26 protein-coding genes and 1 pseudogene are annotated in these 26320 nt (G+C 72.1%); 16 read left to right on the top strand and 11 right to left on the bottom strand.

What is annotated here, in order from left to right:
* Positions 1 to 114 precede the first annotated feature (114 nt).
* Entirely contained in the window at positions 115 to 741 is a 627-nt protein-coding gene (locus tag GRC12_RS02690) for an alpha-ketoglutarate-dependent dioxygenase AlkB (protein WP_208776991.1), read from the bottom strand.
* A 182-nt stretch (positions 742 to 923) separates the two neighbouring features.
* Between GRC12_RS02690 and GRC12_RS02685 the strand changes: the two genes are divergently transcribed.
* Positions 924 to 1556 carry a TetR/AcrR family transcriptional regulator gene (locus GRC12_RS02685; RefSeq protein WP_208776990.1) on the top strand — a complete coding sequence of 211 codons (633 nt, stop codon included), beginning with the start codon at positions 924 to 926 and terminating at the stop codon, positions 1554 to 1556.
* 17 nt (positions 1557 to 1573) lie between these two features.
* The gene (locus GRC12_RS02680; RefSeq protein WP_208776989.1) at positions 1574 to 3244 is read left to right on the top strand and encodes an FAD-binding dehydrogenase; all 1671 of its coding nucleotides are present in this window, start codon (positions 1574 to 1576) and stop codon (positions 3242 to 3244) included.
* A gap of 1 nt (position 3245) precedes the next feature.
* Here GRC12_RS02680 and GRC12_RS02675 read toward each other — a convergent pair whose 3' ends face one another.
* Positions 3246 to 3596, bottom strand: coding sequence for a DUF488 domain-containing protein (locus tag GRC12_RS02675; protein ID WP_208776988.1), 351 nt, complete (start codon positions 3594 to 3596; stop codon positions 3246 to 3248).
* A 150-nt stretch (positions 3597 to 3746) separates the two neighbouring features.
* Between GRC12_RS02675 and GRC12_RS02670 the strand changes: the two genes are divergently transcribed.
* The 5 genes and pseudogenes from GRC12_RS02670 to GRC12_RS02650 all read left to right on the top strand — a co-directional run.
* On the top strand, positions 3747 to 5150 hold the full coding sequence (locus GRC12_RS02670) for a M1 family metallopeptidase (RefSeq protein WP_208776987.1): 1404 nt from the start codon (positions 3747 to 3749) through the stop codon (positions 5148 to 5150).
* 47 nt (positions 5151 to 5197) lie between these two features.
* On the top strand, positions 5198 to 5956 hold the full coding sequence (locus GRC12_RS02665) for a L,D-transpeptidase family protein (RefSeq protein WP_208776986.1): 759 nt from the start codon (positions 5198 to 5200) through the stop codon (positions 5954 to 5956).
* Positions 5957 to 5974: 18 nt separating this feature from the next.
* Complete coding sequence (locus GRC12_RS02660) at positions 5975 to 6673, top strand: response regulator transcription factor (RefSeq protein WP_208776985.1); 699 nt, start codon at positions 5975 to 5977, stop codon at positions 6671 to 6673.
* The gene (locus GRC12_RS02655) at positions 6670 to 8496 is read left to right on the top strand and encodes a sensor histidine kinase (protein WP_208776984.1); all 1827 of its coding nucleotides are present in this window, start codon (positions 6670 to 6672) and stop codon (positions 8494 to 8496) included. The genes GRC12_RS02660 and GRC12_RS02655 overlap by 4 nt, the downstream gene beginning before the upstream one ends.
* Positions 8497 to 8670: 174 nt before the next feature.
* A pseudogene (locus tag GRC12_RS02650) lies at positions 8671 to 8788 on the top strand (pantoate--beta-alanine ligase); the annotation flags it as partial.
* Positions 8789 to 8850: 62 nt separating this feature from the next.
* Here the strand turns inward: GRC12_RS02650 and GRC12_RS02645 are convergent.
* Positions 8851 to 9846, bottom strand: a complete 996-nt coding sequence (locus tag GRC12_RS02645; protein WP_244371929.1) for a zinc-binding dehydrogenase — start codon at positions 9844 to 9846, stop codon at positions 8851 to 8853.
* Positions 9847 to 9900: 54 nt separating this feature from the next.
* Between GRC12_RS02645 and GRC12_RS02640 the strand changes: the two genes are divergently transcribed.
* Positions 9901 to 10716 (top strand): AraC family transcriptional regulator, encoded by an 816-nt coding sequence (locus GRC12_RS02640; protein ID WP_208776983.1) that lies wholly within the window; start codon positions 9901 to 9903, stop codon positions 10714 to 10716.
* A gap of 34 nt (positions 10717 to 10750) precedes the next feature.
* Here the strand turns inward: GRC12_RS02640 and GRC12_RS02635 are convergent, their stop codons facing one another.
* Positions 10751 to 11008, bottom strand: coding sequence for a WhiB family transcriptional regulator (locus GRC12_RS02635; protein WP_133048717.1), 258 nt, complete (start codon positions 11006 to 11008; stop codon positions 10751 to 10753).
* Positions 11009 to 11118: 110 nt separating this feature from the next.
* A complete protein-coding gene (locus tag GRC12_RS02630) occupies positions 11119 to 12333 on the bottom strand; it encodes a saccharopine dehydrogenase family protein (protein WP_208776982.1) in 1215 nt (404 codons plus the stop codon).
* 101 nt (positions 12334 to 12434) lie between these two features.
* Between GRC12_RS02630 and GRC12_RS02625 the strand changes: the two genes are divergently transcribed.
* A complete protein-coding gene (locus GRC12_RS02625) occupies positions 12435 to 13166 on the top strand; it encodes a TetR/AcrR family transcriptional regulator (protein ID WP_208776981.1) in 732 nt (243 codons plus the stop codon).
* On the opposite strand, the gene GRC12_RS02620 is transcribed toward GRC12_RS02625, so the two are convergent.
* Positions 13132 to 14040, bottom strand: coding sequence for a LysR family transcriptional regulator ArgP (locus tag GRC12_RS02620; RefSeq protein WP_308286458.1), 909 nt, complete (start codon positions 14038 to 14040; stop codon positions 13132 to 13134). The two genes, GRC12_RS02625 and GRC12_RS02620, sit on opposite strands and share 35 nt — an antisense overlap.
* A gap of 66 nt (positions 14041 to 14106) precedes the next feature.
* On the opposite strand from GRC12_RS02620, the gene GRC12_RS02615 reads away from it, so the two are divergent.
* Positions 14107 to 14724, top strand: a complete 618-nt coding sequence (locus GRC12_RS02615; protein WP_208776980.1) for a LysE/ArgO family amino acid transporter — start codon at positions 14107 to 14109, stop codon at positions 14722 to 14724.
* 70 nt (positions 14725 to 14794) lie between these two features.
* Complete coding sequence (locus GRC12_RS02610) at positions 14795 to 16126, top strand: MFS transporter (protein ID WP_208776979.1); 1332 nt, start codon at positions 14795 to 14797, stop codon at positions 16124 to 16126.
* Positions 16127 to 16412: 286 nt separating this feature from the next.
* On the opposite strand, the gene GRC12_RS02605 is transcribed toward GRC12_RS02610, so the two are convergent.
* The 3 genes from GRC12_RS02605 to GRC12_RS02595 form a co-directional block, all read right to left on the bottom strand.
* A complete protein-coding gene (locus GRC12_RS02605; protein WP_208776978.1) occupies positions 16413 to 16868 on the bottom strand; it encodes a cyclic nucleotide-binding domain-containing protein in 456 nt (151 codons plus the stop codon).
* A gap of 266 nt (positions 16869 to 17134) precedes the next feature.
* Positions 17135 to 18622: an aminotransferase class I/II-fold pyridoxal phosphate-dependent enzyme gene (locus tag GRC12_RS02600; RefSeq protein WP_208776977.1), complete on the bottom strand. Its 1488-nt coding sequence runs from the start codon at positions 18620 to 18622 to the stop codon at positions 17135 to 17137.
* Positions 18623 to 18669: 47 nt separating this feature from the next.
* Positions 18670 to 18891, bottom strand: a complete 222-nt coding sequence (locus GRC12_RS02595; protein WP_208776976.1) for a 3-deoxy-D-manno-octulosonic acid transferase — start codon at positions 18889 to 18891, stop codon at positions 18670 to 18672.
* Between the two features lie 263 nt (positions 18892 to 19154).
* Here GRC12_RS02595 and GRC12_RS02590 point away from each other — a divergent pair, with 263 nt between their 5' ends.
* The 5 genes from GRC12_RS02590 to GRC12_RS02570 all read left to right on the top strand — a co-directional run bounded on the left by GRC12_RS02590 (position 19155) and on the right by GRC12_RS02570 (position 22405).
* Entirely contained in the window at positions 19155 to 19598 is a 444-nt protein-coding gene (locus GRC12_RS02590; protein ID WP_208776975.1) for an ATP-binding protein, read from the top strand.
* Between the two features lie 196 nt (positions 19599 to 19794).
* A complete protein-coding gene (locus GRC12_RS02585) occupies positions 19795 to 20655 on the top strand; it encodes a SigB/SigF/SigG family RNA polymerase sigma factor (RefSeq protein ID WP_208776974.1) in 861 nt (286 codons plus the stop codon).
* Positions 20656 to 20696: 41 nt separating this feature from the next.
* Positions 20697 to 20939: a DUF5133 domain-containing protein gene (locus GRC12_RS02580; protein WP_208776973.1), complete on the top strand. Its 243-nt coding sequence runs from the start codon at positions 20697 to 20699 to the stop codon at positions 20937 to 20939.
* A 163-nt stretch (positions 20940 to 21102) separates the two neighbouring features.
* A complete protein-coding gene (locus tag GRC12_RS02575; RefSeq protein WP_208776972.1) occupies positions 21103 to 21945 on the top strand; it encodes a DUF1206 domain-containing protein in 843 nt (280 codons plus the stop codon).
* A gap of 28 nt (positions 21946 to 21973) precedes the next feature.
* Positions 21974 to 22405 carry a hypothetical protein gene (locus GRC12_RS02570; protein WP_133048730.1) on the top strand — a complete coding sequence of 144 codons (432 nt, stop codon included), beginning with the start codon at positions 21974 to 21976 and terminating at the stop codon, positions 22403 to 22405.
* A 75-nt stretch (positions 22406 to 22480) separates the two neighbouring features.
* On the opposite strand, the gene GRC12_RS02565 is transcribed toward GRC12_RS02570, so the two are convergent.
* A complete protein-coding gene (locus GRC12_RS02565; protein ID WP_208776971.1) occupies positions 22481 to 24724 on the bottom strand; it encodes an FUSC family protein in 2244 nt (747 codons plus the stop codon).
* A gap of 80 nt (positions 24725 to 24804) precedes the next feature.
* Complete coding sequence (locus GRC12_RS02560) at positions 24805 to 26181, bottom strand: NAD(P)/FAD-dependent oxidoreductase (protein WP_208776970.1); 1377 nt, start codon at positions 26179 to 26181, stop codon at positions 24805 to 24807.
* Positions 26182 to 26320 lie beyond the last annotated feature (139 nt).

The following is a 26320-nucleotide window of genomic DNA, read 5'->3' as shown; positions in this document are numbered from 1 at the left end:
CCGACCGGAACCGTCGGGTCCGCGCCAAAGTACGGTACGAAGGGGAAAGGCGGCCTCCGGCACCGTCCGCCGGAGGCCGCCCCCGCGTGCGCCGGAAGCGGCCGCCTCTCCGCCTCAGCGCACGCCGTGCGGACGGAACTGGATGCTGATCCGGGGTCCCGTGGCCCGTGTGGTCTTCGGTACGCAATGCTCCCAGGTGCGCTGGCAGGAGCCGCCCATCACGATGAGGTCGCCGTGCCCGAGGGGCCGCCGCACCGACTCGCCGTCGTGCATAGGACGCAGCAGCAGGTCCCGGGGCTCGCCCACCGAGAGGATGGCGACCATCGTGTCCTCCTGGGCGCCGCGCCCGATCCGGTCGCCGTGCCAGGCCACGCTGTCCCGGCCGTCGCGGTAGTAGCACAGCCCGGCGGTGGTGAACGGCTCACCCAGCTCGTCGCCGTAGTGCGCGCTGAGCGCGTCCCGCGCCTCGTCCAGCACCGGGTGGGGCAGCGCGTCGTCCGTGCCGTAGAAGGCCAGCAACCGCGGTACGTCCACCACGTGGTCGTACATCTTGCGGCGCTCCGCCCGCCACGGCACCTCCCCGACCAGCTGTTCGAACAGCTCGTCCGCGCCGGCCAGCCATCCGGGCAGCACGTCGATCCAGGCGCCCATGCCGAGCCGCGTCCGGCGGATCCCGTCGAGGGGGCCGAGACGGAGCTGGTCGGTCTGGTCGAAGAGCGAGCCCTGGAGGTGCGTGGCCATGGAACCAGCGTACTACTGATTCGAAAACATGTTCCAACGAATTGTCGGCCGATTGCCGGCCGGTTGCGATCCCCGCCCTACGGGCGCCGATCCCCGTATGCGGGCGCCGATCGCCGTCGTACGGGCGCTTTCGATGCATCGGTGTATCGGATACATTCGTGTATCGAACGGGGAGGAGCGGCATGGCGACCGAGCAGACGACGCCGCGCGTGACCAGGCGCCGGGTGCGGACGCGGGCGAACCTGCTGGACGCCGCGTTCGCCGTGTTCGCCGCCAAGGGCTTCGGAAGGGTCTCCATCGAGGAGGTCTGCGAGGCGGCCGGCTACAGCCGGGGGGCCTTCTACTCCAACTTCGACAGCCTGGACGAGCTGTTCTTCGCCCTCTACCGGCAGCGCGCCGACCTCATCGCCGAACAGGTCGCCGGCGCCCTCGCCCTGGACGGCCCCGACCTCGACGTGCCGGCCGCCGTGGACCGCGTCACCGAGGTGCTGCTGCTCGACCTGGACTGGCTGCTGGTGAAGACGGACTTCCTGGTGCACGCCGCCCGCGACCCCGACGTGGCCCAGAGCCTGCTGGAGCACCGGGCGCGACTGCGCGGCGCGATCGCCGACCGGCTTTCGCGGGCGCGTGGCCTGACCGAACTGCCCGCCGTGCTCGGGGACGTCGACGGCGCCGCGCACGCGGTGGTCGCCGCCTACGACGGCGTCACCACCCAACTGCTGCTGGACAAGGACGTCGAGAGCGCCCGGATCTGGCTGAAGCAACTGCTCACCGCGCTGCTGACCGACGGCAGCGACCCCCAACGAGCCCACTGAGAAAGGGAACGGACGCCATGGACGCGGACGTCATCGTCGTCGGAGCGGGCCTCGCGGGCCTGGTCGCCGCGCACGAACTCACCAGCCGGGGCCGCAGGGTCGCCCTGGTGGACCAGGAGAACGCCGCCAATCTCGGCGGCCAGGCCTTCTGGTCCTTCGGCGGGCTCTTCCTCGTCGACACCCCGGAGCAGCGGCGCCTCGGCGTCAAGGACTCCCTGGAGCTGGCCTGGAGCGACTGGCAGGGCAGCGCGGGGTTCGACCGCACGGACGACGAGGACTCCTGGGCGGTGCGCTGGGCCCGCGCCTACGTCGAGTGGGCGGCGGGGGAGAAGCGGACCTGGCTGGAGGGGCACGGCATCAAGTTCCTGCCGACGGTCGGCTGGGCCGAGCGCGGCGACCTGCGCGCCGACGGACACGGCAACTCCGTGCCCCGCTTCCACGTCACCTGGGGCACCGGCACCGGGGTCGTCGAACCCTTCGTCACCTACGCCAAGCAGGCCGCCCGCGACGGACTGCTGACCTTCCACCACCGCCACCAGGTCGACGAACTGGTCATCGAGGACGGCACCGCGCGCGGGGTGCGCGGCACGGTCCTCGCCCCGGACGACGCCGCCCGCGGTGTCGCCTCCAACCGCGACCGTGTCGGCGACTTCGAGCTCACCGCCCGGGCCGTGGTGGTCACCACCGGCGGTATCGGCGCCAACCACGAGATCGTCCGCCGCTACTGGCCCGCGCGCCTGGGCACCCCTCCCGCCGAGATGGTCACCGGCGTGCCCGCCTACGTCGACGGCCGCATGCTCGACATCAGCGCCGAGGCGGGTGTACGCCTGGTCAACCGTGACCGCATGTGGCACTACACCGAGGGCCTGCGCAACTGGGACCCGATCTGGCCCGGCCACGGAATCCGCATCCTGCCCGGCCCGTCCTCGATGTGGTTCGACGCCCTCGGCCGCCGTCTGCCCGACCCCTGCCTGCCGGGCTACGACACCCTCAACACGCTCAAGTACCTGCGCACCACCGAGGACATCGCGGGCCACGACCACTCCTGGTTCATCCTCACCCAGAAGATCATCGAGAAGGAGTTCGCCCTGTCGGGCTCCGAGCAGAACCCCGACATCACCGCCAAGGACAAGGCCGCGGTCCTGAAGAATCGTCTCGGCAAGGGTGCCCCGGGCCCGGTGGACGCCTTCCTGCGCAGGGGCGCCGACTTCGTCACCGCCCCCACGCTGGAGCAACTGGTGGCGAAGATGAACGGCTTGACGGACAAGCCGCTGCTCGACGCGGCCGACCTGCGCCGCCAGATCGAGGCCCGGGACCTGCAGATCGCCAACCCCTACAGCAAGGACGCCCAGATCCAGGGCATCCGCAACGCCCGCCGCTACATCGGCGACCGTCTCGGCCGCGTCGCCACCCCGCACCGCATCCTGGACCCGGCCGCGGGCCCCCTGATCGGCGTCAAGCTCAACATCCTCACCCGCAAGACCCTCGGCGGCATCCAGACCGACCTCGACTCGCGCGCCCTCGGCGTGGACGGCACCCCGATCGAGGGCCTGTACGCGGCCGGTGAGGTCGCCGGCTTCGGCGGCGGCGGCGTCCACGGCTACAACGCCCTGGAGGGCACCTTCCTCGGCGGCTGCCTCTTCTCCGGGCGGGCCGCCGGGCGGGCGGCGGCGAAGCAGACCGCCTGACTCAGGCGCCGAGGAGCCGCACCAGCACCGCGGCGTGACTGTGCTCGGGGTCCTTCGACGCGGTCAGCAGGGTGACGGTCCCCTTGCGCGCCAACTGCCGTACATGGTCGAGGAGTTCGGCGGCCTCCGGAGCGTCCAGCTCCGCCTCGTAACGGTCGCTGAACTCCTCGTACGAGCCCTCGCCCGCGTGATACCAGCGCCGCAGCTCGGTCGAGGGTGTGAGGCCCTTGGGCCACTCGTCCACCTGTGCCGCGTCCTTGGACAGGCCGCGCGGCCACAGCCGGTCGACCAGGACCCGGACGCCGTCGTCCGGCTCGGGCGGTTCGTAGACACGACGTAGGCGAACGCTCACTTCGGGCCTCTCTCCGTGCGGGGGGATTCGAGCGTAATGCGCGGCTCCGGGGTGACGCTGCGTGACTTGGCCGAAAGGAGGAGGTGGACCGGTGGCCCGGCCCCCTAGCCTGGGCGCTTGATCATCGGCCACCCCCCTCAAGGAGCTCATGTGAGACAGTCCCGCCGACAGACCGTCGCCCGCACCGCCGTGCCCCTGACGATCCCCGTCGCGCTCGCGGCCCTGCTCGCCGGGAGCGGAACCGCCGTCGCCGCCACCGGCGGAGCGCCCGGCGCCGGCGACCCCTACTTCCCGCTCTCCGGCAACGGCGGCTACCACGTCGAGCACTACGGTCTGACGCTCCGTTACGACACCTCCACCCGCCACCTCGACGCCACCGCCGTCCTCACCGCCCGCGCCACCCAGCACCTGACCCGCTTCGACCTCGACCTCAAGGGCCTGAAGGTCACCGGCGTCAGCGTCGGCCACACCAGGGCCGGCTTCCGCCGCGACGGACAGGAACTCGTCGTCACCCCGCGCCGGGCCCTGCACCAGGGCGAGCAGTTCCGCGTCACCGTCACCTACCAGGGCACGCCCAAGCCCGTCACCGACCCCGACGGCTCGGCCGACGGCTGGATCCCCACCGACGACGGCGCCTTCGTCGCCGGGGAGCCGCAGGGCGCCATGACCTGGTTCCCGGCGAACAGCCACCCCAAGGACAAGTCGTCGTACGACATCACGATCACCGTCCCCCAGGGCCGTACCGCCGTTTCCAACGGCCGCCTGCTCTCCCGGCGCACCGCGCACGGCCTGACCACGTTCCACTGGCGCCAGAGCGAGCCCATGGCCGCCTACCTCGCCACGGCGACCGTCGGCAAGTTCAAGGTGGAGCAGTACACCACCCGGGACGGCATCCGCGTCTACAACGCCGTCGACCCACGAGAGGCCTCCGCCGCCGCACCGGTGCTGAAGAAGCTGCCGTCCGTGCTGGAGTGGGAGAGCAAGCTCTTCGGGCCCTACCCGTTCCGCAACGCCGGATCGATCGTCGACAAGGCCGATGTCGGCTACGCGCTGGAGACCCAGTCGCGGCCCCTGTACGACTCGGCGCCCGACCTGAGCACCCTCGTCCACGAGAACGCCCACCAGTGGTTCGGCGACTCCGTCTCCCTCACCTCCTGGAAGGACATCTGGCTCAACGAGGGCTTCGCGACCTACGCCGAGTGGCTCTACAGCGAGCAGCACGGCGGCGACAGCGCGCAGAAGACCTTCGACTCCCTCTACGCCCGCCCGGCGAGCGACGGCCTGTGGGCCTTCCCGCCCGGCAACCCCGGCAGCGGCAAGAACATCTTCGGCACCCCCGTCTACGCCCGCGGCGCCATGACCCTGCACGAACTGCGCAAGGCCGTCGGCGATCCGGTCTTCTTCCGCATCCTGCGCGCCTGGGCCGGTGAACACCGGGGCGGCCACGGCACGACCGCGCAGTTCGTGCGGCTGGCCGAACGGGAGTCCGGCAAGAACCTCCACCCCCTGTTCACCTCCTGGCTCTACACTCCCGGGAAGCCGAACAGCGCCTGAAAGCTGACGAGTTCCTCACATGTGTGCGTCACAGTCGTTCCGTGATCATGAATAAACCCCGTGCCGCCCTGCTCGCCGCATCCCTGCTCCTGACGGGATGCGGCGGCGGGGCCGTGGCGTCGCCGGGCCACCCCTCGGGCCCGGCGGCGGCCGGGCCGAGCGCGCCCGGCATCAGCCCCCTGACCTCGCCCTCGCCCCAGATGTCCGTCGAGGCCGCCCCGCTGCAACTGCCCGGCCTCGGCCCGCGGATGCTGGCCCGGATACCCGGCGACACCCGCCAGGCCGTCGTCGTGACCGGCAAGGGCGAGAACTCCCCGGACTCCACGGTGGTGTTGTACGAGCGGACGGCGACCGGCTGGCAGGCCGGCGCGAGCTGGCCCGCGCACAACGCCCTCAAGGGCTGGTCCGGCCACCACATGAGCGGCGATCTGCGCTCACCCGTCGGCGTGTTCGGCCTCACCGACGCCGGCGGGCTGCTGAAGGACCCCGGCAGCAAACTGCCGTACCACCGCTCCAGGGGGTTCGTTGCACCCGGCACGGGCTTCGAAGGCGAACCCCTCGCGGGGTCCTTCGACTACGTTGTCGCGATCAACTACAACCGCGAGCCCGGCACCTCGCCCCTGGACTGGACCCGCCCGCTCGGTTCCGGCCGCGGTGGCGGCATATGGTTCCACGTCGACCACGGAGGCCCCACCCACGGCTGCGTCAGCATCTCCGCCGAGCACATGAAGGATCTGCTGCGCGCGCTCGACCCCGCCCTGCACCCCGTCGTCGTCATGGGCGACGCGGCGTCCCTGGCCCGCTGACCGCTTAGGATCCGCCGCGTGTGCGCACATGTACTGGTCGCCGAGGACGACGAGATGCAGGCCGAACTCATCCGCCGCTCCCTGCTGGCCGAGGGCCACACGGCCACCGTCGTCCACGACGGTGCGGCCGCGCTGGAGGCCGCGAAGGAACTCGCTCCGGACCTGGTCGTCCTCGATCTGATGCTGCCGGTCATCGACGGCTTCGGGGTGTGCCGGGTGCTGCGCGGCGGGGACCGGGACGTGCCGGTCGTCATGCTGACCGCGCGGTCCGAGGAGGACGACGTGCTGCTCGGCCTGGAACTGGGCGCCGACGACTACATGACCAAGCCCTACAGCCCGCGCGAGCTGATGGCCCGCATCCGCACGGTGCTGCGGCGCAGTGGCCGGGCGGTCGGCGTACGGGAGGATCCCGTCGTCCGCGCGGCCGGGCTGTCGGTCGACCCGGAGCGGTACGAGGTGCGCTGCGACGGCGAACCGGTGGAGTGCACGCCCGCCGAGTTCCAGATCCTGCTCGCCATGGCGGCGGAGCCCGAACGCGTCTTCTCCCGGCGGCAGTTGCTGCAGTGCACCCGCGGCTTCGACCGGGCCTCCACCGAACGCGCCGTCGACGTCCACATCATGAACCTGCGCAAGAAGATCGAGGCCGATCCGCGCCGCCCGGTGCGTCTGCTGACCGTGTTCGGCGTGGGCTACAAACTCAGCGGCGGCCGTCCGTGAAGCGACGCATACCGCTGCGCAAACGGCTCCTGGTCCGGCTGCTGTTCGCGTCGGCGCTCATCGCGGTGTGCTCGGTGGCCGCGACCACGTGGCTGGCGGTGGAGACCACCACCCGCGCGCTGCGTGAGGAACAGGGCCAGGACCTCGCCGACGACCTGCGCATCCTGGCCAGGCTCAGCGGGTACGCGGCCACCCACCCCGACTGGAAGGGCGTGCAGCCCCTCGTCACCGAGCTCGCCGAGCGGACCGGGCGGCGCATCGCCCTGACCACCACCGACCGCGACCTCATCGCCGACTCGGCCCGCAAGGGCACCGCGCTGCCCCTCGGCGCCGCCGCCACCGTCGACCCGCTGCACACCGACACCTACACCCAGCCCGGCGCGCAGCTCAGCGGCGTCGATCCGCGCGCCGTGGGCCCCTACCGGATCACGGCGAACGAGCGCTCCCGGCTGGACGCGCTCGCCGGGAAACTGCGCACCTGCACCTCCCGGTTCGGCGTCGACGTCAGGATCGAGCACACCCCGAGCGGCCGTCCCGTCCTGGTGAACCCGGACGGCAGCGACGGCTCCGACACTCTGGCCGCGGACTGCGGCTACTGGATGAACGAGCCCGTGCCCACCGAGAAGACGGCCATGAAGGAGCTGACCCAACTCGCGCGCAGCTGCCTGCAGAACAACGACCAGAGCCTGCGCGAACCGCTGCACTTCTACCTGAACCCGGCCGCCAGGAACCCGCTGAGCCGGTACCTCATCGCCGACAAGTCCCCCAAGGCGGGCAACGAACAGGCCGTGAAGACCGCACAGACCTGTGCCGACTCCGCCCTGCGCGCCCAACTCGACCCGTATGTCGCCCCCGTGGCCGACCTGTATCTCGGCGGCGACGACACCACCCCGCCCCGCTTCGACATGTCCCCCGCCAACAAGGCGAAGATCATCGGGGTCGTCGGCCTGGTGCTCGCCGTGACGGTCGCGGTGACGGCGGTCGTCGCCACCCGGCTCGTACGGCCGCTGCGCGCGCTGACCGAGGCGGCCCAGCAGCCACCGGACCTGCACGTCAGGGTGCCGGTCACCACCCGGGACGAGACCGGCATCCTGGCGGAGGCCTTCAACGACCTGACCGAGCGCCGGGAACGCATCGAGGCCCAGCGCAAGGCGATGGTCAGCGACATCGCGCACGAACTGCGCAGCCCGCTCACCAACATCCGCGGCTGGCTGGAGGTCACCCGCGACGGTGTGGTCGACCCCGACCCGGCCCTGCTCGGCTCCCTGCACGAGGAGGCGATGGTGCTGCAGCGCGTCATCGACGATCTGCAGGACCTCGCGGCCGCCGACGCGGGCACCCTGCGCCTGCATCCCGAGCCGGTCCGCGCCGGCGACCTGCTCGACCAGGTCGCGGCCGCGCACCGCGTCGCCGCGACCGGGGCCGGAGTCACCCTGCGCACCGAGACCGACGGCTCCCCGTGGCTGGACGCCGATCCGGTGCGGATGCGGCAGGCGCTGGGCAACCTGGTCTCCAACGCCCTGCGGCACACCCCGGCCGACGGCACGGTCACCCTGGCGGCGCGGCGGGACGGTGACGAGGTCGTCTTCACGGTCGGCGACACCGGCACGGGCATCGCCCCGCAGGACCTGCCGCACGTCTTCGAGCGGTTCTGGCGCGCCGAGAAGTCCCGCAGCCGCCGCACCGGCGGCAGCGGCCTGGGCCTGCCGATCGTCCGCCACCTGGTCACCGCCCACGGCGGCACGATCACCGCGGCGAGCGAACCGGGCACCGGGGCGGTGTTCACGATCCGACTGCCGGGCAGCGGGGCGCCGCAGGAGTAAGGGGCCCGGTGCTCCGAGGCACCTGTGAATCCGTGGGCCGATGCGGCCAAAGCCACGGCACCGGAGGTCTGCGGCGACTGCGGCGCACCACGTCCAGCAGCCGCGATCCCGGCCGGACTCGCGCAGCGCGCCCAGCAACCGCTCCGTCGACCCGGCCGTCAGGCCGGCAGGGCCTCGCTCGCCGAGCGGCGCACGGCGCTCGCGCTGTCCCGCGCGCTGTTCGCGGGCCGCGACCGGCACGCGGCGCAGGAGGCGCTGCGCGCCCGGGCACGCGAGGTGTCCGACACGCAGTTCCCCGGGCGCGGCCGGGGCACCCCGTATGTCCACCCACACGCCCCGGCGGCCGCCGTCGATTCACCGGGGCACGACGATCACCTTTCCCGTCGCCTCGTCGTTCTCCATGTACCGGTGGGCGGCGACGATGTCGTCGAGAGCGAAGACGCGGTCGACGTTGGGCCGGTAGACGCCGGCCTCCACCTCGCGGACGACCCGTCGCAGGACGTCCACGCCCGCGCCTCCCTTGTAGTTGTCGCTGTGGAAGGCGGTGAGCTTGGTTCCGGACGGGATCATCGCCACCGGTTCGAAGTCCGGGATCAGCCAGCCGCTGAGCGTGCCCGTCATGCACACCGTGCCGCCCCGCCGGACCAGGCGCAGCGAGTCCACCGCCGTGCTCGTGCCGACGAGGTCGAGAACGTGGTCGGGGCCCTCGGGCCAGATCGCGTGCACCCGCGGGCCCAGCGGTCCGCCATCGTCGACGAGCACGTGGTCCACGCCGGCCGCGGTCAGTGCCTCGACCTTGCTCTGCCGCCGGGTCGTGGCCGCGGTCTCGAGACCGTAACCGGAGGCGATCGACGCGGCCGCCATCCCGACCGACGACGTGCCGCCCCGGATCAGCAGACGTCCCTGGTCGCCCGGCGTGATCCCCAGGGCGTCGAGTGAGCCCTGGGCGGTCAGATACGTCTCCGGCAGGGCGGCCAGGACCTCCCAGGACAGGGTGGTCGTGAGCGGCATGAGCAGGGAATCGGGCAGCAGCGCGTACTCGGCGTAGCCGCCGTCGAAGTCGCGGCCCATCTCGCCCATGACCGCGGCCACCGTCGTGCCCTCCGGCAGCGTGGGATCGGTCGAGGCCGCCACGACGCCCACGCACTCGATTCCCAGCACCCGCGGAAACCGCACGCTCGGCGAATGCCCCTGACGTGTCCTGAGCTCGGACCGGTTCAGGCCCGCGCCTTTCACGCGCACCAGGCTCCAGCCCTCCCGGACCCGCGGCACCGGCACCTCACGGATCTCCAGCACCTCGGGGCCGCCTGCCCGGACGCACACGGCCGCTCGCATCGTCGTCCTCACCATGGGTCCACTGTCGCCAGCGGGCCCTGTGACCGGCCACCGGTAGAATGCCAGCCCATGCCCATCGGCCGCCACGTTCCCCAGACCGGCCCGACATCACGGCTCTGGCCGTCGGGAGGGGCGCACCAATGGCCGTCGGGCGGTACCAGCCCGGCGCACGCCCATTCCCGTGGCCATCTGGTGTACGCGGCCCGCGGCGTGCTGTCGGTGCACACCGAGCGGGGCACGGCGGTCGTTCCCGCCAACCGCGTCGCCTGGACACCCGCGGGGTTCACCCACCACCACCGCGCGCACGGAGACACGGACATGCGGATCGTCTTCCTGCCCGCATCCCTGTCCCGGCTCGTCCCCGACCGTCCGGCCGTGTTCCTGGCCTCGGACCTCGCCCGCGAACTCCTGCTCGCGCTCACGGGCACGCGGGAGTACGACCGCGCGGCACAGGCCCGCCTGCGCCGCGTCCTCGTCGACGAACTCCACGAGGCCCACGAGCAGCCACTGCAGTTGCCGCAGCCGCGCGACGACCGGCTGCGGGCCGTCGCCCGGATCCTGTACGACAACCCCGCGGACGCCACCCCGCTGGCCGAACTGGGGCGCGCCACCGGAGCCAGTGCCCGTACGCTCAGCCGGCTCTTCCACGACGAGCTCGGCATGACCTTCTACGAGTGGCGCACCCAGCTGCGGGTCCATCACGCGCTCGTCCTGCTCGCCGACGGCCACGGCGTCACCCACGTCGCCCACGCCTGCGGATGGTCCAACCCCAGTGGCTTCATCGCGGCCTTCACCGCCGTCGTCGGCACCACACCCGGCCGCCACGCGGCCGCGTCGGGGCCCGGACACACGTCGGGGACGCGCTCAAGATCGTCTCGGCCTTGAGCGCGTCCACCGTCCCCGTGGGTACCGGCCGCTCCTACGCGCCACCCCGGCGGGCCGCGGCGCGGCGGCGGCGTTGCAGGGCCCGCCGTTCCATCTCTCCGGTGCCGCCCCACACGCCCAGGATCTCTCCGTGGTCCAGTGCCCATTCCAGGCACTCGTCCCTCACCGGGCAGCGGGCGCACACCGCCTTCGCCTGTTCGGTCTGCAACAACGCGGGGCCTGAGGTGCCGATCGGGAAGAAGAGCTCGGGATCCTCGTTGCGGCACGCGGCCTGGTCTCGCCAGTAGTCCATCAATAGTCACCTGCGATCGAAGTCGTACGTGCCCTCGCGAATGGCTTACTCGTTTTCGGGTGACCTGTCGATGCGAGAGTAAAACAAGGGGAATCGCGGAGAAACGGTGTTCATCGCTCGCGCATGCCCCAGGGGGTGCCGTAGGCGGTGAGCAGATCGAGGAACGGGCCGGCCGGGAAGGCCTCCGGACCGAGGACGCCGGAGCCCGACCAGGCGCCGGTGGCGAGGAGTTCGAGGGCGACGACCGGATTGACGGCGGTCTGCCACACCACGGCCTGGCTGCCGTACTCCTTCATGGACCACTGGTTGTCGACGACGTGGTAGAGGTACACCTCGCGCGGCGCGCCGTCCTTGGTGCCGCGCACCCAGGTGCCGGCGCAGGTCTTGCCGTGCATCCGCTCGCCGAGGCCGGCCGGGTCGGGCAGACACGCGGCGACGACGTCCCGGGGTGAGACCGCGACCGGTCCGGACGCACTGGGCACGGTCACCGGGGCGGTGCTGTCCAGGCCGAGGAGGTGCAGCGTCCTGAGGGTGTCGATGAACTCGCTGCCGAGCCCGTACTTGAAGGTCACCCGGCGGGCGTTCACCCAGCGCGGCACGAGCAGCACCTCCTCGTGCTCCACGTTCACGCACTCCACGGGGCCGATGCCCTCGGGGAAGTCGAACACCTCGGGCTCGCTGAACGGCTCGGTGGTGAACCAGCCGCGGTCGGCCTCGTAGACGACGGGCGGGTTGAGGCACTCCTCGATCGTGGTCCAGATGCTGAAGGAGGGGGCGAAGTCGTAGCCGTCCACGGTGAGATTGGCGCCGTCCCGGATACCGATCTCCTCGATCTCGTCGAAGAGTTCGTCGGCGGCGTACCGGGCGAAGACGTCCGACAGGCCCGGCTCCACGCCCATGCCGACGAGCGCCAGCGCGCCCGCCTTCTCCCACTCCTCGGCGCGTGCGAACTGGTCGTCGCCCAGCTTGACCCCGCACCGCGCGTACGGCTGCTCGGGATGCGGGTGCGAGAGGGACATGGCCATGTCGAGGTAGGTGGCGCCGGCCGTGCGGGCCGCCTGGAACAGGGGCATCACGAAGCGCGGGTCGGTGGCGTTGAGGAGCACGTCGCAGCGGTGCCGTCGCAGCAGGTCCACGACCGCCGGCTCGTCGCCCGCGTCCACGCGCTCGGCGGTGAAGCGGTCGTCGTCGAGGGCCGCGACCGCCGCCTCGGCCCGTGCCGGGTCGTAGTCGGCGACGACCATCGCGTCGAAGAAGGAACGCCGGGCCGCGATCCGGGTGACGGCGGTGCCGACACCGCCGGCGCCCACGAGCAGTACACGCATGGCAGAACTCCCTGTGCGGGGGTGGGTGACTTGGGGCCCCGCTGGAGATGGAACGCCGTGCGCTCGCGTAAGGTCAATGGCGTTGGCATAAGGAGGTCGTCATGCCGAAACCGGTCGTGCCCGAGGAGCGGCGGCGCAGGCGTCGGCCCACCAGGAGCGGGACGGTGCTGTCGGAGCGGCTGATCGTCGAGACGGCGCTGCGGATGCTGCGCGAGCACGGCAGCGCGGGCCTGACCGCCCGTCGGCTGGGTCTGGCGCTGGACGCCGACCCGAGCACGCTGTACCGCTACTTCCGCGGCATGGACGACCTGACCCTCGCCATCGGTGACGCGCTGATCGGCCAGGCCCTCGACGGCTGGCGGCCGACGGGGGAGTGGCGGGCGGACCTGCGCGCGGTCGGACTGCGCATCCACGCCGCGTACGTCGCCCATCCCCAGGCCGCGCTGCTGACCACGAACCGGGTCACCGGCCGGGCGAACGAACTCGCCGCCGACGAGGCCGTCCTGGACGTGCTGCGCACGGCCGGGTTCCCGCTCGCCGACACCGTGCGCGTCTACCACGCCTTCATCGACCAGACGCTGGCCTTCGCCGCCCTGGACGCGGCCTCTCTCACCCTGCCCAGCGCGGCCCTGCGCGCCGACGAGGAGATGTGGCACTCGACCTACGCCCGCCTGCCGCGCACCACGCACCCGCGCATCGCCGAGGCCGCGCCCCTGCTCGCGACGCGCATGGTCCACAGCGCGTACCCGATCGCGCTGGAGATGCTGCTGGACAGCGCGGCCGCACGGCTGGCCTCGCTCAGCCGCGCAGCGCCTGCCGAGCCGCCCGCGTGACCGCGTCGGCGACCGCGGCGAGGGCCGGGGAGTCGAGCTTCCACTGCTGCCAGTAGAGGGGGACGTCGAGGGTGAGCTCCGGGTCGAGGCGGACCAGGCGCCCGGCCCGCAGCAGGGGTTCGGCCTGCACCTCGGGTACGAGTCCCCAGCCGAGGCCCGCCGCGACGGACTCGGCGAAACCCTCCGACGTGGGCACGAAGTGCCGTACCGGACTCGCGGCGCCGCCGCCCCGGCGCAGTCGGCGGACGAAGGCGTCCTGCAGGTCGTCGCCGCGGTCGAAGGCGACGGTGGGCGCCGTGGCGAGCACGTCGTGCAGCGGGCCGTCGAGATGCTCGCGGGCGAAGTCCGGGTTGGCCGCGGGAACGTAGCGCATCCGGCCCAGCGCGCGCACCGAGCAGCCCGTCACGGGCTCGGCCGAGGACGTCACCGCGGCCATCACCGCGCCCTCGCGCAGCAGCGAGGCCGTGCGGGTCTCGTCCTCGCGGCGCAGCTCGAAGCAGAGCCAGGGCTCGTGCCGTACCGCGGTGAGGGCGGGGAGGAGCCAGGTGGCGAGGGAGTCGGCGTTCACCGCGATCGACACCCGGGTCGGCTCCCCGGCCCCGCTCATGCCGAGCTCCGCGCGCGCGTCGCGCTCCAGCCGGGCCAGCTGGCGGGCGAAGCGCACCACGACCTCGCCCGACTCGGTCGGCCGTACCGGCTTCGTGCGCATCAGCAACACCCGGCCGGTGCGCTGCTCCAGAGCCTTCACCCGCTGGCTGACCGCCGACGGCGTCACGTGCAGCGCGGCGGCCGCCGCGTCGAAGGTGCCCTCGTCGACCACGGCGAGGAGGGTGCGGACCTGGTCGAGGGGGAGTTCGGTCAGCTCTGTCTTCACATCGGCTAATGATACGTGAGAATCTTTAGCTGTACATGGATTGATCGTCTCCGTAGCGTCGATGTCATGACCAACGCCCTGACCGCCGCGGCCGCCGGATTCGGCACCGGCCTCTCGCTCATCGTCGCCATCGGCGCCCAGAACGCCTTCGTCCTTCGCCAGGGGATCCGCCGTGACGCGGTGCTCGCCGTGGTCGGCATCTGCGCCCTGTCCGACGCCGCGCTCATCGCCCTCGGCGTCGGCGGGGTCGGCGCGGTGGTGGTGGCGTACCCGGGGGCGCTCACGGCGGTCGGCTGGATCGGCGGCGGCTTCCTGCTGTGCTACGGCGCCCTCGCCGCCCGCAGGGTGCTGCGGCCGGCCGGGGACTCGCTGCGCACCGAGGGCGAGTCGACCCGCTCGCGTCGCCGGGCGGTGGTGACCTGTCTGGCGCTGACCTGGCTCAACCCGCACGTGTACCTGGACACCGTGTTCCTGCTCGGCTCGATCGCCGCGCACCGCGGCGAACTGCGCTGGACCTTCGGCCTCGGAGCGGCCCTCGCCAGCCTGTGCTGGTTCGCCGCCCTCGGCTTCGGCGGTCGTCTGCTCGGCCGCTTCCTGTCCAGGCCGTCCGCCTGGCGGGTGCTGGACGGGCTGGTCGCCGCGACGATGATCACACTCGGCGGCATGCTCGTGGCCCGTGCCTGATGTCCGAGGGCTGAGATCGAGCGTCCCAACTTCCCGGCGTTGCTGCGATAGTGGGCCCCGGCCCCGAAAGATGTATCGAGCAACCAGGACACCCGTGGACACGAGCGAGAGCAGCACCGAACCGCAGCCACAGGCCCCCGCCGCGGAAGAGGCGGGGGCCCCTACCGGGCGCGGCTGGCGCCGCTGGGCGATGGACACCCGCCCGCTGCGCGTCCCCGCCTACCGGCGCCTGTGGTCCTCGACGATCGTCACCGCGGTCGGCAGCCAGCTCACCGCGGTCGCCGTGCCCAAGCAGATCTACGACATCACCCACTCCTCGGCCTGGGTCGGCGCCGCGAGCCTCGCCGGACTGCTGCCCCTGATCGTGTTCGCGCTGTGGGGCGGCGCGGTCGCCGACACCATGGACCGCCGCAAGCTGCTGCTGATCACCAACATCGGCATCGCGGTGACCTCCCTGCTGTTCTGGCTGCAGGCCGTCGGCGGGCTGGACTCGGTGTGGGCGCTGATGGTGCTGCTCGCGATGCAGCAGGCGTTCTGGGGCCTGAACGCCCCGGCCCGCAACGCCTCCATCGCCCGGCTGGTGCCCGAGGAGCAGCTGCCCGCGGCCAACGCGCTCGGCTCCACCGTCATGCAGACCGGCCAGGTCGTCGGTCCGCTGCTGGCCGGCGTCCTGATACCCGTCATCGGCCTGCCCGAGCTGTATCTGATCGACGCCCTCGCGCTGTGCGTCACCGTCTGGGCGGTCTACCGGCTGCCCTCACTGCCGCCCCTGGCCGGCACCGCCGTCCGCCGGGCGGGCGTACGGCAGATCGCCGAGGGCTTCCACTACATCTCCCGGCACAAGGTGCTGTTGCTGTCCTTCCTCGCCGACATCATCGCGATGGTCTTCGGCATGCCCCGCGCCCTGTTCCCGCAACTGGCCGCGCAGACCTACGAGTCCTACGGCGAGGGGCTGGCCCTCGGCCTGCTCTTCGCGGCCATCCCCATCGGCGCCGTGCTCGGCGGACTGTTCTCCGGCACCTTCTCCCGGGCCCGCCGGCACGGCTGGATGGTCATCGGCGCGGTCGTCGCCTGGGGGCTGGCGATCGCCGGGTTCGGGCTCAGCGGGAACCTGTGGATCGCGGCCGGCTTCCTGGCCGTGGCCGGCCTCGCCGACATGGTCTCCATGGTCTTCCGCGGGGCGATCCTGCTGTCCGCCGCCACCGACGAGATGCGCGGCCGGATGCAGGGCGTCTTCACCGTCGTCGTCGCGGGCGGACCCCGCCTGGCCGACGTCCTGCACGGCACCGCGGGCTCCGCCTTCGGCCCGCGTGCCGCGGTCGTGGGCGGCGGCCTGCTGGTCGTCGCCGCGATGCTGGCCCTCACCGCGGCGGTACCGGCCCTGCGCCGCTACCGGATCTAGGGCCCGCCGTTCGGATCAGGATTGCGGGGAGGAGAGCGGTGCCTTCCGGAGAGAGTGCGGTCAAGGATGTGCGCGCCGGACCCGCCGGCCGCCCGGGATGATCCAATGACGGCCCTCGGCCGCCGAGGGCCGATCCTCGACGCGATCGGCCCGGAGCATGGCGCGGGCCGGCCGGCCGATCCGAGCGGACCGTCGGCGCGCGGGTCGGAGGCCGGTGCGGCGAGGCATCTCTCCCAGCGTGGGCCGGGGCCTGCGGGACCGGGCCGACCGGTGGTGCGGTCGTGAATTACAGACCGCCGCGCCGGTGTGTCGCGTACTGCTCCATCAGCCTGCCCCGGGTCATCTCCAGACGGTGGGCGAGGATCTCGGCGACGCTGCGCACCAGCACGATGCCCAGCGGCGGATCCTCCTCGCACAGCCGCAGCACCTGCGCCGCGTCGAACTCGTAGGCCCGCACCGGACTGAAGGCCTCGGCGCCGAAGTCCCACTCGTGCGGGGGGAACAGCCACGACCAGCCGAGCAGATCGCCCGCGCCCAGGCTGGCCACGGTGACCCGCTGCAGCGAGTTGACCCGCTGGTCGAGGGTGACCGCCCCCGAGCGGATCACCCAGAAGCGGTCGGCCCGGCCGCCCGCCTCGAAGATCCGGGTGTCCTCCGGGAAGGAGACCTCCTTCGCCAGCGCCATCAGACGCTGGCGCTGGGGCGGAGGGAGGGCGGTCAGCAGCTTGATCGCTTTGGTCATGGCACGGGGCTCCTCGCCGGCGTGGGTTGAGGTGTTTCCCTACGCCCATTTCAGCCGCTCCCGGTCCGCTGAGCACCTCGGCGGACGGCAGTTCCGGTGAAGAAGTCGCGCGCATGAAAAAGCCCTGGCTGGACGGGGGAGGCCAGCCAGGGCCGTTCGCGGTGATGCCGGAGGACGGATACGGTCGACTCCGCCACCACGTATGAATGAACGGTAAACCATCGAGGGGCGCTACGCGTAGCGAAAAGCGGGTTGCGTGACCGGTTTCACTCCGCGGGCGCGTTTCCGGCCGCCACGACCCTGATCGTCCTTAGTTCAGGATCGCTGGGATCGGGCAGGTTCATGCCCGCCTCCAGACCCGTGCGCAGATACCGCAGCACCGGCTCGGTGAGCCGTTCGCCGGGCAGAACCGCCGGAATCCCGGGCGGATACGGCGTGATCATCTCCGCCGCGATCCGGCCCGCCGCCCGGCCGACCGGCACGTCCTCGGCGGGACCGAAGAAGGCGTCCCGCGGCAACTGCGCCTGCACCATGCGCAGTTCGGCGGGCGAGGGCACCTCCACCCGTGGCGCGCGCGGAAGTTCGGGCGCCGCCTGCGCGAGATCCTTCAGCCCGGTCAACAGCTCGCCGGTCGTCTCCCGGTCGTCGGCGTGGGTGATCTGGGCGCCGATCCGGCGGTGGTCGTTGAGATGCATGTCCAGCCGCCGGTGCTCACGCAGCCAGTCGGCGGCCTGGAAGCCGGTGATCCCGAGCCCCGCGACATCGATGACGCACGGCAGCGGGTCGAAGTCGTCGGCCAGGCCCTCACCGCAGAAGTCGTCCCGGTCGTTGACGTGCAGGCCGTCGATCTCCTCGATCGCCGCCCGCACCTCGGCCGCCAGGTCCAGCGCCCCGCCCATCAACTCCCGGCCGTGCAGGACCATCTGCCGCCGCCAGCCGTCCATCCCGGCGTACAGCATCACCGACGGGCTGGTGGTGCCCAGCAGGTCGGCCCGCGTCTTCAGCAGCTGCGGCGGCACCAGGTCGCCGCGCAGATGGAACACCGAGCCCTGTTCGAGGCCGCTGCCCATCTTGTGGATGCTGGTCACGCAGATGTCGGCGCCCGCGTCCATCGCCCATGACGGCAGACCGGGATGGAAGGGCAGATGGGCGCCCCAGGCCTCGTCCACGATCAGCGGCAGTGAACGGCGGTGACAGACCTCGGCGATCGCCCGCAGGTCCGCGCAGGCCCCGTACGGCGTGGGACTGACGACCAGGGCGCCCTTGGCGTCGGGATGCTCCTCGAAGGCCTGCTCGAAGCGTTCGGCGGACGGGGCGTGCGCCAGATGCCGCTCGGCGTCCCAGCGGGGCTCCACCCACACCGGTTCGATACCGGACAGGACCAGCCCGGCCACCACCGACTTGTGGGCGTCCCGGCTGATCAGCAGCTTCTCGTGCGGGCCCGCGACGGCCAGCATCGCGGCCTTGACCGACAGCGAGCTGCCGCAGGTGGTGAAGAACGTGTGCTCGGCGTCCACCGCGTCCGCCATCAGCTCCTCGGCCCGCTCCAGCACCCGCCCCCGGGTGAGCCGGTCGTCCAGCCCGCCCGAGGCCAGGACGTCACCGAGGAACACGGCGTCGCCCAGCAACTCGCGCACGGCGGGATCGGCGCCGCGGGCCTGTTTGTGCCCCGGCGGGGAGAAGGCCAACTGGCCCTGGCGATGGAAGTCTGCCAGGGCTTCCAGGACGGGTGCGCGGCTGTGATCGGCTGACATGCCGCGCCGGGTGCCCAGGGCGGTGGACGTCAATCGAGCCGCAGGGATCAGCCCTGATCGGAGTGGGCGCCGGGGGTGAGGATCTCGTCCAGCACCCTGGTCACCGTCTCGTACGCCAGGGTCCGTACGACGGCCTCGCTCGCGGGGTCCGGCTCGCCCGCCCCGAGGCCGTCGGCGCGCTCCCGCCAGGACCGTGCCTCGTCCTGTGCGCAGGCCCGGGCGCGCTGGAGGCGGCGCAGCAGTTCGTCTGAGTCCACGACATCGCTCATGACGGCCGGGTACCCGCGATCTCCGGGAGAAGACCGGTGTCCACCGGCCCGACACGGGAGGTTTGGGCGGGCTTGCGGCGGTGAGCCGATAGGAGAGACCTGCGGTGCTCACGCAGTGCGACGGTACGCCGCCGCTGTCGGCCGGGACCTCGCCGTGGCCGTGAAGCAGCCTGCGCCCGTGCGGCGCCGTGGGGCGGCCAGGACCCAGCCGCCTGCCTCGTCGATCAGCAGCGAGTCCGTCCTTCCGACAGGGAGTCATGGCGATGTGCGAGAAGCACGCGACCGATACCGTCATCGAGCCGTCGGGCGCGCGGGGCACCGGCCCGACACGCCTGTGCCGCCCGGCCGACGCCCGCAGGGCCGTGGAAAGGTTGGTCGCCGAACGCTGCCGGGTCACCCATACGCACTGGGACCCCGACGCCCTGGGGGACGCGCTGCTCGTCGCCTCGGAACTCGCCACCAACGCCATGCTGCACGGCGGCGGCGTCACCGACTTCCGCGTCGACGTCGCCGGGCCCTGTCTGTGCGTCTCGGTGAGCGACCGCAGCGCCGAGCTGCCGGTGGCCAGGCCCCCCGTGGACGCCCGGGGACGGCGCCGGTCCGGCGGCCTGGGCTGGCCCATCGTGTGCCGGCTGGCCCGCGATGTGCGGGTGTCCGAGCTGCCCGCCGGCGGCAAGTGCATCACCGCGTTGGTGGCACTTCCCTGAGGACTGCGGACGAAGCGGAGCGAAGAGTTTCGGCAAGCGGAGTTTGTACCCACCACCTAGGGGCAGACGGAGTTTCGTGCTTCGGACCGGAGGCGCGCCAGCGGGAGCGGTATGGCTGGCCGGACCTTCAGGCGGTCCGGGTGGCGACTTCTCCCGCGGTATGTCCCTGAAACCCCCAGTTCGGGAGCGAATCCGCATGCTCATCGACACCTCGACCAGCCGTCCCGGCACGCAGACCACCCAGGCCCCGTCCAGCAGGCGGCGGCACGACGACGCCCCCGACACGGCCGACCTCTTCGCCCGGCTGGCGAATCTGGAGGACGGACCGGAACGCGACGCGATCCGCGACCAGCTCGTCAAGGCCTGGCTGCCCATGGCCCACCGCATCGCCGGCCGCTTCCGCGACCGCGGCGAGTCGGTGGAGGACCTGAGGCAGGTCGCGGCCCTCGGACTGGTCAAGGCCATCGACCGTTTCGCGCCCGAGCGGGGCGCCTTCGAGAGTTACGCCGTCCCCACCATCACCGGCGAGGTCAAGCGGCACTTCCGGGACCGCATGTGGGCGCTGCGCGTACCCCGCAGGGTGCAGGAACTGCGCAACAAGGTGCGGATCGCGCGCCGTGAGCTGACCCAGACTCCCGGCAGCCCCGAGCCGTCGGTCGCCGACCTCGCCGCCCACACCGGGCTCACCGAGGAGGAAGTGAGCTGCGGTCTGGAGGCACTGGAGAGCTTCAGCACCCTGTCGCTGGACGCCGAGCTCTCCGGTGACGACGACGGCTACAGCCTCGCCGACACGCTCGGGACGACGGACTCCTCCTTCGACACCGTGATCGACCGCGAGTCCGCCAAGGAAGGACTGCGCCGCCTGCCCGAACGCGAACGGGCCATTCTCTACATGCGCTTCTTCGAGGACATGACGCAAAGCCGGATCGCCGATCAGCTGGGCATCTCCCAGATGCACGTCTCCCGCCTCATCAGCCGCAGCTGCGCCCAGGTGCGCGCCGAGGCGATGGGCCAGCGCGGCCGACGGGGCACCGACGGGCGGTCGACCGGGGTCTGAGCCGAGCCGAGCGATTACCGATTCGAGGAGGAACGGAAACCATGCTGATCCCTCATCCGGCCTTTCTGCGCAAACTCGTCGAGGAGTACGAGTCGCTGCGGGCCGAGGAGGCCGAGACCGGCACGGGCCGGGTCAGCCCGCGCGCCCAGGACGTGGCGTACACGCTGTGCGTGTCGACCGGTACCCGTGACGTCAGACACGCCCTGGAGACGGCCCACCGGCTGCTGGCGGCGGCGGACCCGGCGCACTCGCCGTCGAAGACCGCCGCACCCCTGGCCGACTGACATCACGCACCGGTCCACGACGGCTGTGCCCGGAAGCGCATCGAGCCCGCTTCCGGGCACAGCCGTGTCCGCCGCCGGCGGCGGGTCCTGACTGGCGCGATCGCACGGGTTGCGGCCGGTGTCGGGGCCCGAAGCCGGGGCATCCGCACGACGGGAGGTTCACATGAACGCGAGTGCTATGTCACATACCACCCGCATGCAGGCCGAACGTGCGGCCCGCGGCTCGGTGACCGAGGGCGCCGCCCGTGCCGGGCTCACCGCCCGCGGGGTGATCTATCTGCTGGTCGGCGTCATCGCGCTGCAGATCGCCTTCGGCGACACTGACCAACAGGCGGACCGCGGCGGCGCGGTCGGCGAGCTGGCCCGACAGCCCTTCGGAGCCGTCCTGCTCTGGGCGCTGGGCATGGGCCTGGTCGGCATGGCGCTGTGGCGGCTGTCGGAGGCCGTCTTCGGCTCGGTCGGCAAGGACGGCCGCAGCGCGCGCAAGCGGCTGATCGCGGCGGCCCGGTGCGTCTTCTACGCGTTCGTCGCCTACTCGGTGCTCCGGTTCGCGGCCGGCCCGCACGGCGGCAGCGGCGGGGGCTCGAGCGACGAGCAGTCCCGTGACATCACCGCGCGGGTCCTGCAACTGCCCGCCGGGCAATGGCTGGTGGGCATCGCGGGTGCGGGTGTCATCGTGGCGGGCGTCTGGGTCGGGGCCCGGGCCGTACGGCGGGACTACCGCCGTCAGCTCAAGCTCACGCAGATGGCCCCCTGGGCGCGCCGGCTGGTGGACGTGACCGGAGTGGGCGGCGGAGCGGCGCGCGGCCTGGTCTTCGCCGCGGCGGGCGTCTTCGCGGTGCGTGCCGCCGTCGACTACAAGCCCGACAGGGCCAAGGGACTGGACGACACCCTGCGCTCGTTCGCCGACACCCCGCTCGGCCCGTGGCTGCTGGCTTGCGTGGCGACCGGCCTGGTCCTGTTCGGACTGTTCTCGTTCGCCCTGGCGCGCTGGCGCCGGGTCTGACGCGGGAGGAAGCGGGAACACGATGGGGATGAACGAACCCGAGTTTCCACCCGAGCACCGGCCCGTCGACATGTATCTCGGCCTCCTGCGCACCCGGATGGACACGGAGGACTACCTTCAGCTGCTCGATGTGGTCCAGCCGATCCTGCGGGCGATCGAGGAGCAGCGTCTGCCCGAGCTCGACTTCGCGCTCGACGGTGAACGCACCGACGGTCTGTCCCAGGAGGTCCGCGACGAGGCCGCCCTGGTCATCGCCGCCGCGGTCACCGGCAGACTGGACAACGAGGTCGTCGAGATCAACCTGGACGAGACCGGCCCGGTCCGCGTGATCACCGACGCGGACACCGCCTCCGACCCCACCCGCCTCGGCGAGATCGCCGACTACATCCGCGAGCGGCACCGTCAGAACGAGGAACTGCGCGGCATCGCCGAGGTCAGCGGCCTGCCCACGGACTTCTGACGGAGCAGTGGTATGTGACATGGCACTGAGCCCAGTGGTATGTGACATACCACTGGGGACCCCAGGCCGTCACCGTCACCGCTTAGGCTCCGCCACCGGCACCCGCAGCGGCCGGGCCAGGCCCACCACCGCCTCGTCCAGCCGCTGCAGATGCCGCAGCACGCGGTCGGTGATCCGGCCGTAGCGCGATCCGCCGGCCAGCTCCGACTCCAGCAGCGCGGCGATGCTCGCGCCCGTCTCGACCTCGACGGCCGCCCGTTCGTCCGCGACCCGCGCGGCGATCGCGTCGATGTTGCGCAGCAGGCGCCGTCCCGCCCGGCGCAGCCGGGGATCGGCGGCGATGGCGGGATGGGTGGGCAGCAGCTCGGCCATCGCGGCCAGCGACCGCGCGTGATACGCGGAGGTCTCCAGCAGCGCGACCACGTACCGGGCGGTGTTGCGCCGGGCCCGCATCGGGGTCACCGGGTGGGTCAGCGGCTGCGTGGCGGCCCTCAGGTCGGCCAGCGCCTGGTCCAGGTCCCGCGCCTTGTCCAGCAGTTCGGCCGGCGGCCCGCCGCTGAGCTGCTCCACCGCCGCCTCGGTGACCTCACCGAGCCGCTCCAGCACCGTCTCCAGCAGGTCGTTGGTACGGTGATCGGTGTGCACCGGCAGCACGAACGCCGCCGCGATGATCCCGCAGGCCGCGCCCAGCGCCGTCTCCTCCACCCGCAGCACGAGCACCGACAGGCTGTAGGTGTGCAGCAGCGTGTACAGCAGGCCCAGCGCCGCCGTCACGAAGAACGACATCAGCGTGTACGACAGCGGCGCCGTGTAGAACATCGCGAACACGCACAGCAGTACCAGCGCGAACGCCGTCCAGGTGTGATGGCCGACCAGCGCGGCGAGCAGCAGTCCCGCGATCACGCCGAGCACGGTGCCCACCAGCCGCCGGTAGCCCTTGACCAGGATCTCGCCCGTGGACGCGGTGTTGAGGAACACGATCCAGCAGGTCAGCACCGCCCAGTACCAGCGCTGACTGGAGAGGAACTCGCCGCCCACGATGGCCAGCGACGAGCCCACCGCGACCTGCACCGCGGCCCGGGTGGTCGGCCGGCGCAGCCCCGTCGCCGCGTCCTCGGCGCTCTCCTCGCCACCGTCGATCGCGGCGTCCTCGGCGTCCAGCTCCTCACGGGAACGCGCGGCGGAGGGGGTGTCGTCCGACTCGTCCTGCGGCCCGTCCAGCGCGATCCTGAGGCCCAGCACGGCGCGGGCGGCCTCGCCGATGCCGCGGAAGACGTCCTGCACGGCGGGGGAGGCCTTGGGCAGGTTCTCCTCGTCCCGGTAGCCGAGCAGCCGGTTGCGCAACTGGACCAGTCCGGCGCCGGGGTGGGCCGAGACCGGCCGCAGCACCAGCGCCCGCAGCGCCTGCAGATCGCGGCGCAGGGTCTCGGTCGCCTCGTCCCCTACGGGCAGCCGGCCGCCCTCGGGAAGGGGCGCGCCCGGCAGGTGCAGGGTCAGGGTGTCCGCCCGCTCGGCGCTGCGCGCGGTGAGCAGCAGCAGACCGAGGCGCTCGGCGGCGATCTCGGCGTCGGCGATGCGCCGCTGCACCAGCCGGGCCACGGCCTCGTCGGAGGTGCCGTCCTCCAGCCGTCCCTGGATCATCATGGCCGTGTCGTGCAGCCGGGCGGTTCCCTCGCGGGTGCCCTGCAGGGCCTTGTCGATGTCGTCGGGGCCGGCGTCCAGCAGCTCCAGCTGCGCGGACACCAGCTGGGCCAGCCGGGCCCGGAAGGCGTCCCGCAGCCGCTCCAGGATCCCGGCGGGCGTCTCGCGCACCAGGCCGAAACGCATGACCGCACTGGCCGCGAAGGCGACCGCCACGACGCCGTACAGCTGCGGCAGCGCGGAGACGGTGGCGCCGACGAACAGGGACATGAAGTAGACCTGGAAGCCGATCAGGCCCAGCGCGGTGCCCCGGTCGCCGAACCGGCGGGCGTAGACGGCGCAGAAGATGAGCGCGACGAAGAAGACGTCACCGGCGATCACCCGGGAGTGCAGCAACGCGCCCAGGGACACGGAGACCAGGGCCACCGGAAGCCCGAGGGCGAGGGTGACGGCCTGCGGGCCGGGCTGCTTCTCGCGGATGGCGAAGGTGGCCACCATCGCCGCGATGGCCCCGCCGACCAGATGGCGCACATCGGCGTGCAGCAGGGTGAGCACGGCCAGCGTCAGGGCGATCGCGCCCATCGTCCGCAGCCCGGCGGTCAGGCGCAGCAGCCCGGGGTCGGAGGCCGCCACGAGATCCCGCAGCCGTACCCTGACCGACCCTCGTGCTGCCCTCACGCCGCCGTACTCACTCCCCGCTTCACGTCATGATCCGCGACCCAGCATGACACGACGGGCGCGGACCGCTCGCACCCGTCTCACAGCTGCTTGCGCCCGGCCCCCTCGACCTGCTCGCGCACCTGCTCCGCGCTCAGATAGGCGTCGGTGTACTCGAAGTCCTTGAGCCTGGCCGGCTTGCGGGCCTGGAAGCCGGTGCGGACGAAATCGTCGCCGGCGAGCGCGTTGAGCGTCCAGTTGGTCGCCACGCGGACCTTGGCGACGTTGGTGCGCAGCGCCCACCAGTGGTAGCCCCGGGCGGCGAACTGGGCGGGCAGGCCGTGCAGTTCGATGCCCAGCGGCTTGGAGACGGCGTCGGTGCCGCCGAGGTCGACCACGAGACCGAGGTCCTTGTGGCGGTACGGCGTCATCGGATGGTTGCGCAGGCTCGCGATGATGTTGTCGGCGACCTGCGGGCCCTGCCGCATGGCGTGCTGCGCGGTCGGCGGGCAGATCGCGTCCTCCTGACCCTTCGCCAGGTCCGGCACCGCGGCGGAGTCGCCGAGCGCGAACACCCCGTCGTGACCGGGCAGGTTCATCTCGGGGGTGACCACGAGACGCCCGCGGACCGTCTCCGCGCCGAGCGTGGCGATGAGCGGGCTGGCGGCGACCCCGGCGGTCCAGATGAGGGTACGGGTGGGTACCACCCGTCCGTCGGTGAAGGTGACCTCCTCGGGCCCCGCCTTCTCGATGGACACGCCCAGTGAGACCTCGATGCCGCGCCGCTTGAGGATCTCCTGCGCGCTGCGGCCGAGCTTGTCGCCGAGTTCGGGCATCAGCTTGGGGGCGATGTCGATCAGATGCCACTTGATCAGGGCCGGGTCGATGCGTGGGTAGCGCTTGACCGCGGCGTGGGTGAGCTTCTGCAGACAGGCGGCCGTCTCCGTGCCGGCGTAGCCGGCGCCGACCACCACGAACTGCAGCCGTGCGGCGCGCTCGGCCGGATCGTCGCTGGCGTCTGCCAGGTCGAGCTGGGAGATCACGTGGTCGCGGATGTAGGCGGCCTCGGCGAGTGTCTTCATCCCGAAGGCGTGCTCGGTCAGTCCCGGGATGTCGAAGGTGCGGGTGATGCTGCCGGGGGCCAGCACGATGTAGTCGTAGGGCTCGTTGACGATCTGGTCGGTGATGGTGCGGATGACGCAGACCTTGGCCTTCAGGTCGACGCCGATGGCTCCACCGGGAATGATCCGGGTGCGGTACTTCTTGCTGCGGCGCAGCGAAACGGCGATCGACTGGGGCGTCAGCACACCGGAGGCGACCTGGGGCAGCAGGGGCAGATAGAGCTGGTAGGCGAACGGGGTCACCAGGGTGACGTCCGCCTCGGCCGGCGCGAGTTTCCGCTCCAGCCTGCGTACGCACTCCACGCCGGCGAAGCCCGCGCCCACCACCAGGATCCTGGGTCGTGTCACGTCGTTCATCCCTTTCTGCGGCTCCAGGCGGTCTGCAACCGACGCCCTTCGCCTGCCCTGGATCTCCGCTCGCACCACATCGATCCCACCGCTTGCCCAGCCGTTCCGCCAGCGGGGGCACGGCGGGCAGACGAACGCGTCGAGCACA

It is taken from the genome of Streptomyces griseorubiginosus, from assembly GCF_017614965.1.
In the GTDB taxonomy this organism is placed as follows: domain Bacteria; phylum Actinomycetota; class Actinomycetes; order Streptomycetales; family Streptomycetaceae; genus Streptomyces; species Streptomyces griseorubiginosus_B.
Note: the sequence above shows the minus strand (reverse complement) of the source record. Positions and strands in the feature narration are given on the sequence as shown.

Bases quoted from the DNA above. Each gene is read 5' to 3' on its own strand.
- GRC12_RS02690 (WP_208776991.1), bottom strand. From the start codon at position 741: ATGGCCACGCACCTCCAGGGCTCGCTCTTCGACCAGACCGACCAGCTC.
- GRC12_RS02685 (WP_208776990.1), top strand. From the start codon at position 924: ATGGCGACCGAGCAGACGACGCCGCGCGTGACCAGGCGCCGGGTGCGG.
- GRC12_RS02680 (WP_208776989.1), top strand. From the start codon at position 1,574: ATGGACGCGGACGTCATCGTCGTCGGAGCGGGCCTCGCGGGCCTGGTC.
- GRC12_RS02665 (WP_208776986.1), top strand. From the start codon at position 5,198: ATGAATAAACCCCGTGCCGCCCTGCTCGCCGCATCCCTGCTCCTGACG.
- GRC12_RS02645 (WP_244371929.1), bottom strand. From the start codon at position 9,846: ATGGTGAGGACGACGATGCGAGCGGCCGTGTGCGTCCGGGCAGGCGGC.
- GRC12_RS02640 (WP_208776983.1), top strand. From the start codon at position 9,901: ATGCCCATCGGCCGCCACGTTCCCCAGACCGGCCCGACATCACGGCTC.
- GRC12_RS02635 (WP_133048717.1), bottom strand. From the start codon at position 11,008: ATGGACTACTGGCGAGACCAGGCCGCGTGCCGCAACGAGGATCCCGAG.
- GRC12_RS02630 (WP_208776982.1), bottom strand. From the start codon at position 12,333: ATGCGTGTACTGCTCGTGGGCGCCGGCGGTGTCGGCACCGCCGTCACC.
- GRC12_RS02625 (WP_208776981.1), top strand. From the start codon at position 12,435: ATGCCGAAACCGGTCGTGCCCGAGGAGCGGCGGCGCAGGCGTCGGCCC.
- GRC12_RS02615 (WP_208776980.1), top strand. From the start codon at position 14,107: ATGACCAACGCCCTGACCGCCGCGGCCGCCGGATTCGGCACCGGCCTC.
- GRC12_RS02610 (WP_208776979.1), top strand. From the start codon at position 14,795: ATGTATCGAGCAACCAGGACACCCGTGGACACGAGCGAGAGCAGCACC.
- GRC12_RS02605 (WP_208776978.1), bottom strand. From the start codon at position 16,868: ATGACCAAAGCGATCAAGCTGCTGACCGCCCTCCCTCCGCCCCAGCGC.
- GRC12_RS02600 (WP_208776977.1), bottom strand. From the start codon at position 18,622: ATGTCAGCCGATCACAGCCGCGCACCCGTCCTGGAAGCCCTGGCAGAC.
- GRC12_RS02595 (WP_208776976.1), bottom strand. From the start codon at position 18,891: ATGAGCGATGTCGTGGACTCAGACGAACTGCTGCGCCGCCTCCAGCGC.
- GRC12_RS02590 (WP_208776975.1), top strand. From the start codon at position 19,155: ATGTGCGAGAAGCACGCGACCGATACCGTCATCGAGCCGTCGGGCGCG.
- GRC12_RS02585 (WP_208776974.1), top strand. From the start codon at position 19,795: ATGCTCATCGACACCTCGACCAGCCGTCCCGGCACGCAGACCACCCAG.
- GRC12_RS02580 (WP_208776973.1), top strand. From the start codon at position 20,697: ATGCTGATCCCTCATCCGGCCTTTCTGCGCAAACTCGTCGAGGAGTAC.
- GRC12_RS02575 (WP_208776972.1), top strand. From the start codon at position 21,103: ATGAACGCGAGTGCTATGTCACATACCACCCGCATGCAGGCCGAACGT.
- GRC12_RS02570 (WP_133048730.1), top strand. From the start codon at position 21,974: ATGAACGAACCCGAGTTTCCACCCGAGCACCGGCCCGTCGACATGTAT.
- GRC12_RS02560 (WP_208776970.1), bottom strand. From the start codon at position 26,181: ATGAACGACGTGACACGACCCAGGATCCTGGTGGTGGGCGCGGGCTTC.